The sequence below is a fragment of the Leclercia sp. LSNIH8 genome, assembly GCF_002920195.1.
Classification (GTDB): domain Bacteria; phylum Pseudomonadota; class Gammaproteobacteria; order Enterobacterales; family Enterobacteriaceae; genus Enterobacter.
In genome coordinates, this window is the sequence record NZ_PQJY01000012.1 from 97494 (window position 1) to 110297 (window position 12804).

The window sequence follows — 12804 nt, forward strand, 5'->3', positions numbered from 1 at the left end:
TATGCAACGAGGGATAGTCTGGGTAGTTGATGACGATAGCTCCATCCGCTGGGTGCTTGAACGGGCGCTTACCGGAGCAGGTTTAAGCTGTACGGCTTTTGAGAGTGGTGCCGATGTGCTTGATGCACTCACCACCAAAACCCCGGATGTGCTGCTGTCCGATATCCGTATGCCGGGAATGGATGGGCTCGCGCTGTTAAAACAGATCAAGCAGCGTCATCCGATGCTTCCGGTCATCATAATGACCGCCCACTCCGATCTGGACGCCGCCGTCAGCGCTTACCAGCAGGGGGCGTTCGATTATCTGCCAAAACCGTTCGATATTGACGAAGCGGTGGCGCTGGTTGAACGCGCTATCAGCCACTACCAGGAACAGCAGCAGCCGCGCAATGCCCCGGTTTTCGGCCCTACCACCGATATCATTGGTGAAGCCCCGGCGATGCAGGATGTGTTTCGCATCATTGGTCGCCTGTCACGCTCCTCCATCAGCGTGCTGATTAACGGCGAGTCAGGCACCGGGAAAGAGCTGGTTGCGCATGCCCTGCATCGCCACAGCCCGCGCGTCAAAGCCCCATTTATCGCCCTGAATATGGCGGCGATCCCCAAGGATTTGATTGAGTCCGAGCTGTTCGGCCATGAAAAAGGGGCCTTTACCGGCGCTAACACCATCCGTCAGGGCCGCTTTGAGCAGGCGGACGGCGGGACGCTGTTCCTGGATGAGATCGGCGATATGCCTCTCGACGTTCAGACACGTCTGCTGCGCGTGCTGGCGGACGGCCAGTTTTACCGCGTGGGCGGCTACGCCCCGGTCAAAGTGGATGTGCGTATTATCGCCGCCACCCACCAGAACCTGGAGCTGCGCGTCCAGGAGGGAAAATTCCGTGAAGACCTGTTCCACCGCCTGAACGTCATTCGCGTACACCTGCCGCCGCTGCGTGAGCGCCGGGAAGATATCCCGCGCCTGGCGCGTCATTTCCTGCAGGATGCCGCCCGCGAACTGGGTGTGGAAGCCAAGCTGCTGCACCCGGAAACCGAAGCGGCGCTGACGCGCCTGGCCTGGCCGGGCAACGTGCGTCAGCTGGAAAATACCTGCCGCTGGCTGACGGTCATGGCCGCTGGCCAGGAAGTGTTGATTCAGGATCTGCCGCCCGAGCTTTTCGAAACTCATGTTCCGGAAAGCAGCTCTGGCCAGAGCCTGCCCGACAGCTGGGCGACACTGCTGGCGCAATGGGCCGATCGTGCCCTGCGCTCCGGTCATCAGGACCTGCTCTCCGAGGCGCAGCCCGAAATGGAGCGCACGCTGCTGACCACCGCGCTGCGCCATACCCAGGGCCACAAGCAGGAGGCGGCACGCCTGCTCGGCTGGGGGCGCAATACCCTGACGCGTAAGTTAAAAGAACTGGGGATGGAGTGATCGCCTCCCCCCTGTGTAAAGAGAGTTAATTAAGCGCAAACTGGTGCTATTTTGCGCTTTACTGTACTGATGAGTTGAGTATGATCTTGCCCGGAAAAATGGGGGGTCATCATGCTGGAATCAATCGTGAATTTGTTGACTAGCGGAGCAGTCGAAAGCCATACGCCGCAAACGGCAGTTGCAGCTGTGCTGTGTGCGGCGCTGGTGGGGTTGTTTAGCTAGCACTTCGCTTACCCGGCCTACAAAGCGCGAAATGTAGGCCGGGTAAGGCGAAGCCGCCACCCGGCAATGCGGCTTAAATCACCCGCGAGAACTGCTGCATACGGGCTTTCTGCCGCAGATAGGCATCGAAGCACATACAGATATTACGAATCAACAGGCGCCCTTTCGGCGTAACCTCAATCGCACTTTCCGTCACCTCCACCAGCCCATCTTTCGCCAGCGGTGCCAACAGCTTCATGTCTTCCACAAAGTAGTCTTTAAAAATGAGATCCCACTGCGCTTCCACCGCGCTGAAGTCGAGACGGAAATTACAGATCAGCGCCTTGATCACGTCCCGGCGAATACAGTCGTCGCGGGTTAACGCGATGCCGCGCCACAGCGCGTTGCCGGTTTCATCCACCTGCTGATAGTAGAGCTTCAGCTCTTTCTGGTTTTGCGCATAGCAGACGCCAATCATGCTGATGGCCGACACCCCCATCCCCAGCAGATCCGTATCGCCCTGGGTGGTGTAGCCCTGGAAGTTACGATGCAGAACACCCTCGCGCTGGGCAATAGCCAGCTCGTCATCCGGGCGGGCAAAGTGATCCATGCCGATGAACTGGTAGCCGGTCTGGGTCAACGACGTGATGGTTTCCTGCAGGATATCCAGTTTTTGCTGCGCGGAAGGCAGATCGGCATCTTTGATTTTGCGTTGGGCAGCAAACAGCGTCGGCAGATGCGCATAGTTGAAGACGCTCAGGCGGTCCGGGTTGAGTTCCGCCACGCGCTTTAACGTATAGGCGAAACTGTCTGGCGTCTGCTTCGGCAGGCCATAAATCAGATCGATGTTGGTGGAGGTGAAGCCAATCTCCCGGGCATGGTTTAACAGAGCAAAAATGAACTCTTCATCCTGTTCGCGATTCACCAGCCGCTGGACCTCTTTATTAAAGTCCTGCACGCCCATACTCAGGCGGTTAAACCCTTCGGCACGCAGATGATCGAGCACATCCAGCTCGATTTCCCGCGGGTCTACTTCGATAGAGATTTCAGCATCGCCATTGAAGCGGAAGTTATTCCGCAGCAGGGTCATCAGACGGCTGATTTGCGCTTTATTCAGGTAGGTCGGCGTACCGCCGCCCCAGTGGAGCTGGCTGACGTGACGACCGGCAAACTGCGGCGCGCGATGCAGGATCTCCTGCTCAAGCGCATCCAGATATTGCTCCGCCTTGTGCTGCTGGCGGGTCACAATTTTGTTGCAGCCACAGAAATAGCAGAGCTTGTGGCAGAACGGGATATGAACATACAGAGAGAGCGGGCGGTCAGGGTAACGCGCCACCGCCTGCTGGAATTGGCTATCACCAAAAGCGTCGGAAAACTCCAGCGCAGTGGGATACGAGGTATAACGCGGCCCGGAATAGTTATATTTCTGGATCAGGGCCAGATCCCAGTCGATGGTTGCTACAGACATGCTCACTCCTTCCGTTGGTGTCGCGTTCGTATACGGCGGCCCGTTCTGCCCCCTGTGCGGGCCATGAATCGGGTGCGCAGCCACTTCTGTCGCCGCGACAACCGCCGTAGTTTAACGAATAACCACACCAGATAACATATAACCGGAAGGGTTATTAGCAGGACAATAGAACCTGCCGGGTGCAAATGTTAGTTTCCACCTTTCAACAGGCGCATCATATCTTCCTGTTTCTCTTCTTCTTCCTCTTCGTCTTCATCGTCGTAAGAGAGGCCAAGCTTCTGCATCAGTTCATCGATGCGATCCAGTTTGGCATCCACCCATGACTGCTCTTCGGCATTCAGGGTTTCACCCTCTTCAAGACGTTCCAGCAGCGCGTCCAGGCGCTCATCATTCTCCAGCAAATCCAGCTCAGCCTGCGGTGAAAGCATAGGTTTCTCGCTCTTCGGTTTGTGCTGCCTGGTGACCGGGGCATCGGTCACGCCTAATGGAACCGGTTTTTTACTGCCGATACGCGGGTCTTTCTGCTGCTTGTTATTCGCAGACGCGCCTGAAGCACCGCCACTCGCGCGGCTACCCGCAGCATGACCACGATGTTTTTTCTCGCGTTTGCGATCGCGCGCTTCCTGATTCAGTTCTTCGCGCGTTTTGCGGCGTGCTTTAGCAGGACGTTTAGCGCCTGCAGCGGAGGTCGGTTTTTTCATGGTGTTTTGTCTTTAAGTCGTTTTCTTGAGTATAGAATTGCGGCGAAATCTAGCAGAAAGCAAGCAAAGAAAAAAGGCGACAGAGCAATCTGTCGCCTTTTTTCCTGACTCACAACCCGTTACGGGTCTGACAATCCTTGTTTGCTTACGACTAACCCTGTCTATCCCTTAGCAGGTACCGTCCGTGATAGGTTCCATTTCCTTTTTTAACGCCTCCAAGGCGTTCGTCTTCCTGACTTTCCTGTGTCTTCGCCTCCTGGCGCTCCTGACCCTTGTCCTTAAGTCCGGTTCCTGTCGGCATCCTCGCCGTTGAACGCTACTTTACCGTTTCAGGCTGAACTCACAAGCCACAAACGGCCATTTTCCGCGACTTTCAGACTAAGACTAACTGTTAATAGTTTGATTTTAATCGTTTTGATTTTTTAAAGCGCTGCGATTTTTCTTAAATATCCCATAGTTAAAATGGCAGATCTCTCACAAAGCTCAGGGTTTTTACTTACAGCCGGGTTGCCGATGGGAAAAGCCTTTTCTCTCTGTTCAGGTATAATCCCCCCAACGTTACGAATTTCTGGAGACAACCACGTGACCAACCTGAATTATCACCAGACGCATTTTCTCCTCAGTGCGCCTGATATTCGCCATTTACCCGCCGATACGGGTCTTGAAGTGGCATTTGCTGGCCGGTCCAACGCGGGGAAATCCAGCGCTCTGAATACCCTGACCAATCAGAAAAGCCTGGCGCGTACCTCTAAAACGCCTGGCCGCACCCAGCTGATTAACCTGTTCGAAGTCGCTCCGGGCAAGCGCCTGGTTGACCTGCCAGGCTATGGCTATGCAGAAGTTCCGGAAGAGATGAAACTCAAGTGGCAGCGCGCGCTGGGGGAATACCTGGAAAAACGCCTGTGTCTGAAGGGCCTGGTCGTCCTGATGGATATTCGCCATCCGCTTAAAGATCTCGATCAGCAGATGATCCACTGGGCCGTAGAGAGCGGGATCCAGGTATTGGTACTGCTCACCAAAGCCGACAAGCTGGCCAGCGGCGCGCGTAAAGCGCAGGTGAATATGGTGCGTGAAGCTGTGCTGGCGTTTAACGGCGACATCCAGGTAGAGGCGTTTTCTTCGCTGAAGAAGCAAGGTGTGGACAAACTGCGTGAGAAACTGGATATCTGGTACAGCGAGCTGGAACCCGCGTCAGAAGCGGATGAGTAATGATGAGCGCGGCGATGTCCGCGCTTTTTTTGCGTTGAACTTTTCTTTGCCGCAATAAAAAACGCCCCAGTCATTACTGACTGGGGCGGCTAAAATATTCAGCCAAATCCGATTACGTGAAGTAAAAGGTCTGAAAGATAGAACATCTTACCTCTGTACCCTACGCGAATAACTCTACCCTTTTTTAGACTATAGACAAAGCACTTTTTGTAGTTTTTTTTCATTCTTTACATAGGGAATTCTAATGATCATCACAAAACGTTCATGGATATGTTGCTTACTTACAGAAAGTGTTCATATCCCAGAAAGCGTTAGTGAGCCTGATCCCAGTTTTCTCCCTGACCGACTTCCACCAGCAATGGCACATCCAGTTTGACGCTGTTTTCCATCAGTTCATGGATCTTTTTCGAGACCGGTTCCAGATCGTCTTTATGCACCTCAAACACCAGTTCATCGTGCACCTGCATGATCATCCGCACCCGCGGCTGCTCTTTCTCCAGCCAGGCGTCAACGGCGATCATGGCACGTTTAATGATATCTGCCGCCGTCCCCTGCATCGGGGCATTGATTGCCGCACGTTCGGCACCGGCACGGCGGGCCGCATTGCTGGATTTGATGTCCGGCAGATAGAGGCGACGCCCTTCCAGGGTTTCGACATAGCCTTTTTCTTTCGCCTGGGTGCGCGTGTTCTCCATATACTGCAGCACGCCCGGGTAGCGCTCGAAATAGAGATCCATATACTTCTGCGACTCTTTACGCGGAATATTGAGCTGGCGGGAGAGGCCAAAGGCGCTCATGCCGTAGATAAGGCCAAAGTTGATCGCCTTCGCGCTGCGGCGCTGTTCCCCGGTGACGCTCTCCAGCGGCATACCAAACACTTCGGCTGCCGTGGCCCGGTGAATATCCTGCCCTTCCGCAAAGGCGGTCAACAGCCCTTTATCCCGGGAGAGGTGCGCCATGATGCGCAGCTCAATCTGTGAATAGTCAGCAGAGACAATGACGTAATCCTCTGGCGCAATAAACGCCTGACGGATACGGCGCCCTTCTTCATTACGCACCGGAATGTTTTGCAGGTTAGGATCGGTTGAGGAGAGTCGCCCGGTAGCCGCTACCGCCTGATGGTAAGAGGTATGTACGCGGCCCGTTTTTGGGTTGATCATCAACGGCAGCTTATCGGTATAGGTCGATTTCAGCTTTGCCAGCCCACGATACTGAAGGATCACTTTTGGCAGAGGATAGTCCAGCGCCAGCTCCTCAAGCACCTCTTCAGAGGTGGAAGGCGCCCCGCCCGGTGTTTTCTTCAGCGGCTTGATACCCTGCTTTTCAAACAGGATGGTCTGCAGCTGTTTAGTCGACGAGAGGTTAAAGGGCTCACCGGCGATCTCATGCGCTTTTTGTTCCAGCTCGTGCAGGCGCAGGGCGATCTCTTCTGAGTGCTTGTGCAACACAGCCGGATCGATTTTCACGCCGTTGCGCTCGATGCGGGACAGAACCGGCACCAGCGGCATCTCGATATTCTGGAACACGTTCAGCGGCCCGGCGTGTTTTTGCAGCTTCGGCCACATCTTTAAATGCAGTTGCAGCGTGACGTCAGCGTCTTCTGCCGCATAGTGTCCCGCCTCTTCCAGGGCGATCTGGTTAAAGGTCAGCTGATTCTTGCCCTTACCGGCGATCTGCTCAAAGGTGACGGTTTTATGCTTCAGCCAGCGGTCGGAGAGCGAATCCATATCGTGACGACCGGCGACGCTGTCGAGGATATAGGACTCCAGCATGGTATCGAACGCAATGCCGCGCAACTCAATACCATAGTTCTGCAGGATACCGCGATCGAACTTCAGGTTTTGCCCCACCTTCAGCGCTTTTTCATCTTCAAGGATCGGTTTGAGGAGCTCAAGAACGCGCTCGCGGGCGATCTGTTCAGGCGCATCCAGATAGTCGTGGGCAACCGGCACATAGGCGGCAACGCCAGGCTCTGTGGCAAAGGAGAGACCCACCATATTGGCGGAGACATTATCGAGGCTGTCGGTTTCGGTATCAAAAGCGAATACCGGTGCCTGCTGGAGCTTTTCAATCCAGCGTTGCAGCTGCGCTTCATCCAGGATGGTTTCGTAATGCTCAGAAGAGAGCACGCTGGCTTCTTCTTCCGGCTCCTCTTCCGCATCGATCACCAGGGTCTCCTTTGGCTTAGCCGCCGGTTTAGCCCCTTTCGCCTGCAGCCATTTCCCCGCTTCGACATCGGTTATCCAGCGTTTGAACTCGTACTGCTTAAACAGGCCTAACAGCTCTTCAACGGCAGGTTGCTGCACTTCAAGCTGTTCACAGGTCAGATCCAGTTCGACGTCTGTTTTGATGGTTGCCAGCTGATAAGAGAGGTAGGCCACCTCTTTGTTTTGCTCAAGCTTAGCGGCCATGGTTTTGGCACCGCGGAAGGTCAGCCCGGCGATTTTATCCTGCTCACTATACAGCGTATCCAGCCCGCCCAGACCTTGCAGCAGCGCCTGGGCCGTTTTCTCGCCCACGCCCGGTACGCCAGGAATGTTATCGGAGGAGTCGCCCATCAGCGCGAGGAAGTCGATGATCAGTTCCGGCGGCACGCCATACTTAGCGACGACCTCTTCCGGCCCAAGAATGGTATTGGTCATGGTGTTAATCAGGGTGATCCCCGGCGTGACCAGCTGAGCCATGTCTTTATCGCCGGTGCTGATCAGGACCGGGCGGCCCATTTTCTCAGCTTCACGCGCCAGCGTACCGATAACATCATCCGCTTCAACACCCGAGACGGCCATCAAAGGCAGCCCCATCGCTTTTACCATCTTATGCAGAGGCTCAATTTGCGCGCGCAGATCGTCCGGCATCGGCGGACGATGAGATTTGTAATGTTCGAACAGCTCATCCCGGAAAGTTTTGCCTTTCGCATCGAAGACCACGGCGGCATGGCTTGGCTGATACTGCATGATCAAGCTACGCAGCATGTTCAGCACACCATACATTGCGCCCGTAGGCTCTCCCGCACTGTTAGTCAGCGGAGGAAAGGCATGATATGCCCGATAGAGGTAAGACGAGCCGTCGACGAGAATAAGCGGATTTTCGGGGATCTGAACCATAATGTCCGTGCCTTTAAGTAATTTATGAATAAAGGATGCCACAGAAGGATGAAAACATCAGTTTTTCACCGCCAATACAGCCAAAGATTTTGCGATCCTGAGGATCGCTCGCAAATTAAAACTGTGGATAAGTTTGTGAATATTTTCTGTCACCTGGATTAAATGTGCTTAATAAGGATCGATGAGATAATTATTAACATTAATAATCAATGAGTTGTGATTTGATCACGATCTCATATTTTCGATTGATGACAATTTACTCCATGTGGATATAAGCCACGCAGGATCGGCATAACAGGATTTTTCTCCACAGCGCATACAAATCAGCTTTCCCGCCAAGTTAAAGCGCCATCCTTTAACCGTTTTCTGATAAAATCAGCGTCCGGTGTCTGTTTATCAGGCGCCATCCATAGCTAACTACCTGAAAACATTCATCATGTCTAGACTCCTGGCTGCGATCACCCTCTTCTTAAGTATCGCATTAACTATTCTGGTCACCATCGCCTGTTCTGTGCCGATCATCATCGCCGGAATAATTAAACTGCTATTACCGATCCCCGTTGTCTGGCGTGCCGTATCTGCATTCTGTAACGTTATGATGTACTGCTGGTGTGAAGGTCTGGCGGTGCTTCTGCGTCTTAATCCACATCTGAAATGGGATGTTCAAGGTCTGGAAGGGCTTAACAAGAAAAACTGGTATTTGCTTATCTGCAACCACCATAGCTGGGCCGATATCGTGGTGTTATGCGTACTGTTCCGCAAACACATTCCGATGAATAAGTACTTCCTTAAACAGCAGCTCGCCTGGGTACCCTTTATTGGGCTGGCCTGTTGGGCGCTGGATATGCCGTTTATGAAGCGCTATTCCCGTAGCTATCTGATCCGTCATCCTGAACGTCGCGGCAAAGATGTTGAAACGACACGCCGCTCCTGCGAGAAGTTTCGCGCGCACCCCACCACCATCGTCAATTTTGTGGAAGGCTCTCGCTTTACCGAAGAGAAAAAGCAGCAAACCCGCTCACCGTACAGCAACCTGCTGCCGCCAAAAGCGGCGGGGATCGCCATGGCGCTTAACGTACTGGGCCAACAGTTCGATAAATTACTGGACGTGACGCTCTGTTATCCGGAGAACGACAAGACGCCGTTTTACGATATGCTCAGCGGCAAGTTAACCCGGATTGTGGTGCGAATTGATCTGGTGCCTGTGGCAGAAGAGTTACATGGGGACTATGTTAACGATAAGAACTTTAAGCGGCGTTTCCAGCTCTGGCTGAACACGCTGTGGACGGAAAAAGATGCGCTAATCGACAGGATTAAAGCCCAATACAACAACGCCGGTCATTGACCGGCGTTTTCTTTATTACTTCTTCTCAACCAGATACTTCACGGTGTCGGCATACTGCTGCACGAAGATGTCCATGCTGCTGGTATCCATCCCCTGCATATTCAGCTGGTACTTACCGTTAACATACATGGCTGGAACGCCACGCAGTTGCAGATCGGCGGCCGCTTTTTCCTGCTGTGCCACCAGAGATTTCACGACAAAGCTGTTCCAGGCTGCATCGTATTCTTCACCCTTAACGCCTGCATCAACGAATACCTTACGGATATCAGCAGTGGTCTGTACAGACTGGGTTTTCTGCACGGCTTCAAACATCGGTGCAGTGATTTTGTCTTCCACGCCCAGGGCCATAGCGACTGCCCACGCCTGCGTTAAGTCTTTGCCCAGCGGGCCAAGGAACTCAACGTGATACTTGGTCATTTTGGTGCCTTCAGGCAGCTTCTTCTTCACGTTTTCGGAAACATGCAGAACCTGCTCAAACTCATAGCAGTGCGGGCAATAGAATGAGAAGAACTCCAGTACCTGAGGTTCTCCGGCTACAGGTTTGTCGAGGGTAATATACTGTTTACCATCGGTGAACTGTGCAGCCGAAGCGCTAAATGCCAGAATCATACCTGCCAGCGCCAGCCATATTTTTTTCATGATCAACTCTCTCCTGGATGTGTTCGATTAATACATTGGCGTTAATTGCAAAGGGGGTTCCTGCAGAACCTTTACCTGTTCAATAAATGTGGATATCTGGTTACGCCAGTAATCTTCTCCGGTAAGCCACGGGAAGTTTCTGGGGAAAGCGGGGTCGTCCCAACGCCTGATTAACCATGCAAGATAATAAACAAAACGCATGGCGCGTAAAGGTTCGATTAATGCAATTTCGTCTGAATTAAAAGGGGTGAACTCTTCATAGGCTTCGATAATCGTCTCAAGCTGCATCCGCTGCTCAGCCTTATCGCCATTCAGCAGCATCCAGAGATCCTGAATCGCTGGTCCCATTCTCGCATCGTCGAGATCGACAAATAATGGCCCGTCGCGCCAGAGGATATTTCCGGCATGGCAATCACCATGCAGGCGCAGCGTTTTAACGTTGTTATCCCAGCGCGCTGTGACAGCGTTAATTAAATTATCCGTTGCAGCCAGAAATTCAGCTTTCAGCCCTGAGGGGATCAGCGTGGAGGTTTCAAATACCTGACGCGGTTCGAGCAGATATTCCGCAATGCCGATTGTGGGACGCGAAGAAAAGACGCTCTTCTTTCCCGTCTGATGAATGCGCCCTAAATAACGGGCAACCCATTCCATCTGATCGATATTATCGGCTTCAAATTGCCGGCCACCGAGGCTTGGGAAAACGGCAAAATAAAACCCCTGATGCGACAGCAGCGTCTGACCATTGAATTGCAGAGGTGCGGCAACAGGAACGTCATCGGCTACCAGGTCGAGGGCGAACTGATGCTCTTCCTCAATCTGATCGGCTGACCAGCGCTGCGGACGATAAAATTTCACGACGAAGCGCTGACGATCCTCATCCTGAAACTGGTAGACACGGTTTTCATAGCTGTTTAATGGGGTCAGACCTGAGTCCACCCGGATGCCCTGCTCAAACAGAGCATCCATAATGGTATCCGGGTGTAAGGTCTGGAAAGTAAAGGCCTGGTCGTTCATCCGATCATCCGGAAATTATACGAATGATTGAGGATATCATTTAACGGCGATTTCGGTGGCGCCTCTTACAAGCTTTTACTCTTTAATTACGCCACGTGCGCGCAGCAGGGCTGTTTTGAAATCCTCTTCGTAATCTTTCTGAATACCGGGAATGACAGCATCTTTACCGGAATCGCGCATTTTCAGGTGATAGATCAGGATGTCATCGGAAAGGTCGGCCAGTTCGCCTTCATAACCTGACTCCTGCGCCAGTTTCTGTAAGAATTGCACGAGGTTAAGCTCTGGCTCTTTTTGCCAGGCTGGCTGGAGAAGTTCAATAACTTCATTCAGACGTTTACATTTCATGGTAATACTCCTTTCATTAAGAGTGACACGTTAGCAGGGTCAATCCCACAATAAAAGAGGCGATATTGTTGAGCCAGATAAGCACGATCACGGGTGTGGTGTTAGCCGGCGGCAAGGCATCCCGCATGGGGGGAGTCGATAAGGGCCTGCAGACGTTGAACGGCACACCGTTATGGCAGCACGTGGCACACACGCTGAGTAAACAAGTGAGTACGCTAGCCATCAGTGCTAACAAAAACCTCGCCGTTTACCGGGAAAGCGGACACCCCGTCTATCCCGACTCGCTGGCTGATTACCCGGGGCCGCTGGCGGGCATGCTTTCTGTTATGCAGCAGTGCGATGCCGAGTGGTTTCTGTTTTGCCCCTGCGATACACCGTTTATCCCCGATTGTCTGGCTGAGCGCTTTGTTAAACACAGGGGAACGTCAGCAGTTGTCTGGGCGCATGACGGCGAACGCGATCATCCAACCATTGCGCTAATGCACCGTCAGCTGATACCGGCATTACAGAGCTACCTGGCTGCAGGAGAGCGTCGGGTAATGGTCTTTATGCGACAGGCTGGCGGACATTCTGTCGATTTTAGCGATATGAAACAGGCGTTTATTAACATCAATACCCTCGAACAGATAGACACTATGCAGAGGTACAAATGATACCTGTTTTAGCGATCGCCGCATGGAGCGGCACGGGGAAAACCACCCTGTTAAAAGCCATTATCCCAACACTTTGTGCGAGGGGCGTGCGCCCCGGGCTTATCAAACACACGCATCACAATATGGATGTGGATATTCCTGGCAAGGACAGCTATGAACTGCGCAAAGCTGGCGCGGCACAAACCATTGTTGCCAGCAACCAGCGTTGGGCCTTAATGACCGAGACACCGGACGAGAAGGACCTTGATCTGCCTTACCTCATCAGTCGGATGGATCATTCGACGCTGGATCTGGTCCTGGTAGAGGGTTTTAAGCATGAACCGGTGGCAAAGATCCTGCTGTTTCGCAGTGATACCGGACATGGGATTAATGAATTAACGCTTGATGAACATGTTATCGCGGTGGCCAGTGATATTTCACTGTCGCTTCAGGTACCGGTCCTGGATATCAATAATGCGGAGGAGATCGTCGGGTTCATTCAACAATGGATGAGGTCGTAGTAGGCCGGGTAAGGCGAAGCCGTCACCCGGCTTTTTTAACGCCCAACGCAAAAAGCCCATCCGTGAGGATGGGCTTTCGGCTTGTTTGATGCCTGGCAGTTCCCTACTCTCGCATGGGGAGACCCCACACTACCATCGGCGCTACGGCGTTTCACTTCTGAGTTCGGCATGGGGTCAGGTGGGACCACCGCGCTACAGCCGCCAGGCAAAT

The 12804-nt window shown here is 53.1% G+C and carries 13 protein-coding genes and 1 rRNA gene; 6 read left to right on the forward strand and 8 right to left on the reverse strand.

Going from position 1 to position 12804, the window contains the following annotated elements; all coding sequences use genetic code 11:
- Position 1 precedes the first annotated feature (1 nt).
- Positions 2–1414, forward strand: coding sequence for a nitrogen regulation protein NR(I) (gene glnG / locus C3406_RS23060; protein WP_103825294.1), 1413 nt, complete (start codon positions 2–4; stop codon positions 1412–1414).
- A 111-nt stretch (positions 1415–1525) separates the two neighbouring features.
- Positions 1526–1636 (forward strand): YshB family small membrane protein, encoded by a 111-nt coding sequence (locus C3406_RS23065; RefSeq protein WP_103825295.1) that lies wholly within the window; start codon positions 1526–1528, stop codon positions 1634–1636.
- 73 nt (positions 1637–1709) lie between these two features.
- On the opposite strand, the gene hemN is transcribed toward C3406_RS23065, so the two are convergent.
- The gene (hemN, locus tag C3406_RS23070; RefSeq protein ID WP_103825296.1) at positions 1710–3083 is read right to left on the reverse strand and encodes an oxygen-independent coproporphyrinogen III oxidase; all 1374 of its coding nucleotides are present in this window, start codon (positions 3081–3083) and stop codon (positions 1710–1712) included.
- 188 nt (positions 3084–3271) lie between these two features.
- Positions 3272–3784, reverse strand: coding sequence for a Der GTPase-activating protein YihI (yihI, locus tag C3406_RS23080; RefSeq protein WP_103825297.1), 513 nt, complete (start codon positions 3782–3784; stop codon positions 3272–3274).
- A gap of 582 nt (positions 3785–4366) precedes the next feature.
- On the opposite strand from yihI, the gene yihA reads away from it, so the two are divergent.
- The gene (gene yihA, locus C3406_RS23085; protein ID WP_103177583.1) at positions 4367–4993 is read left to right on the forward strand and encodes a ribosome biogenesis GTP-binding protein YihA/YsxC; all 627 of its coding nucleotides are present in this window, start codon (positions 4367–4369) and stop codon (positions 4991–4993) included.
- A gap of 98 nt (positions 4994–5091) precedes the next feature.
- Here yihA and spfP read toward each other — a convergent pair whose 3' ends face one another.
- Both spfP and polA read right to left on the reverse strand, forming a co-directional pair.
- Complete coding sequence (spfP, locus tag C3406_RS26950) at positions 5092–5139, reverse strand: small protein SpfP (protein WP_071892919.1); 48 nt, start codon at positions 5137–5139, stop codon at positions 5092–5094.
- Between the two features lie 165 nt (positions 5140–5304).
- Positions 5305–8097: a DNA polymerase I gene (gene polA / locus C3406_RS23090; protein WP_103825298.1), complete on the reverse strand. Its 2793-nt coding sequence runs from the start codon at positions 8095–8097 to the stop codon at positions 5305–5307.
- A gap of 436 nt (positions 8098–8533) precedes the next feature.
- On the opposite strand from polA, the gene C3406_RS23095 reads away from it, so the two are divergent.
- Positions 8534–9442 (forward strand): acyltransferase, encoded by a 909-nt coding sequence (locus tag C3406_RS23095; RefSeq protein WP_103825299.1) that lies wholly within the window; start codon positions 8534–8536, stop codon positions 9440–9442.
- A 15-nt stretch (positions 9443–9457) separates the two neighbouring features.
- Here the strand turns inward: C3406_RS23095 and dsbA are convergent, their stop codons facing one another.
- The 3 genes from dsbA to C3406_RS23110 form a co-directional block, all read right to left on the reverse strand.
- Positions 9458–10081, reverse strand: coding sequence for a thiol:disulfide interchange protein DsbA (gene dsbA, locus C3406_RS23100; RefSeq protein ID WP_103177586.1), 624 nt, complete (start codon positions 10079–10081; stop codon positions 9458–9460).
- Positions 10082–10108: 27 nt separating this feature from the next.
- Complete coding sequence (locus C3406_RS23105; RefSeq protein ID WP_103825300.1) at positions 10109–11095, reverse strand: serine/threonine protein kinase; 987 nt, start codon at positions 11093–11095, stop codon at positions 10109–10111.
- A gap of 75 nt (positions 11096–11170) precedes the next feature.
- Positions 11171–11440 (reverse strand): YihD family protein, encoded by a 270-nt coding sequence (locus C3406_RS23110; protein ID WP_039032193.1) that lies wholly within the window; start codon positions 11438–11440, stop codon positions 11171–11173.
- A gap of 68 nt (positions 11441–11508) precedes the next feature.
- Between C3406_RS23110 and mobA the strand changes: the two genes are divergently transcribed.
- Both mobA and mobB read left to right on the forward strand, forming a co-directional pair.
- A complete protein-coding gene (mobA, locus tag C3406_RS23115; protein WP_103825301.1) occupies positions 11509–12093 on the forward strand; it encodes a molybdenum cofactor guanylyltransferase MobA in 585 nt (194 codons plus the stop codon).
- Positions 12090–12593 carry a molybdopterin-guanine dinucleotide biosynthesis protein MobB gene (gene mobB, locus C3406_RS23120; protein ID WP_103825302.1) on the forward strand — a complete coding sequence of 168 codons (504 nt, stop codon included), beginning with the start codon at positions 12090–12092 and terminating at the stop codon, positions 12591–12593. Before mobA ends, mobB begins: the two co-directional genes overlap by 4 nt.
- Before the next feature lie 90 nt (positions 12594–12683).
- Here the strand turns inward: mobB and rrf are convergent.
- A 5S ribosomal RNA gene (rrf, locus tag C3406_RS23125) occupies positions 12684–12799 on the reverse strand.
- Positions 12800–12804: the final 5 nt, after the last annotated feature.

Coding starts and splice junctions, on each gene's coding strand:
- yihI (WP_103825297.1), bottom strand. CDS start 3,784: ATGAAAAAACCGACCTCCGCTGCAGGCGCTAAACGTCCTGCTAAAGCA.
- C3406_RS23095 (WP_103825299.1), top strand. CDS start 8,534: ATGTCTAGACTCCTGGCTGCGATCACCCTCTTCTTAAGTATCGCATTA.
- polA (WP_103825298.1), bottom strand. CDS start 8,097: ATGGTTCAGATCCCCGAAAATCCGCTTATTCTCGTCGACGGCTCGTCT.
- mobB (WP_103825302.1), top strand. CDS start 12,090: ATGATACCTGTTTTAGCGATCGCCGCATGGAGCGGCACGGGGAAAACC.
- C3406_RS23105 (WP_103825300.1), bottom strand. CDS start 11,095: ATGAACGACCAGGCCTTTACTTTCCAGACCTTACACCCGGATACCATT.
- C3406_RS23065 (WP_103825295.1), top strand. CDS start 1,526: ATGCTGGAATCAATCGTGAATTTGTTGACTAGCGGAGCAGTCGAAAGC.
- C3406_RS23110 (WP_039032193.1), bottom strand. CDS start 11,440: ATGAAATGTAAACGTCTGAATGAAGTTATTGAACTTCTCCAGCCAGCC.
- glnG (WP_103825294.1), top strand. CDS start 2: ATGCAACGAGGGATAGTCTGGGTAGTTGATGACGATAGCTCCATCCGC.
- hemN (WP_103825296.1), bottom strand. CDS start 3,083: ATGTCTGTAGCAACCATCGACTGGGATCTGGCCCTGATCCAGAAATAT.
- dsbA (WP_103177586.1), bottom strand. CDS start 10,081: ATGAAAAAAATATGGCTGGCGCTGGCAGGTATGATTCTGGCATTTAGC.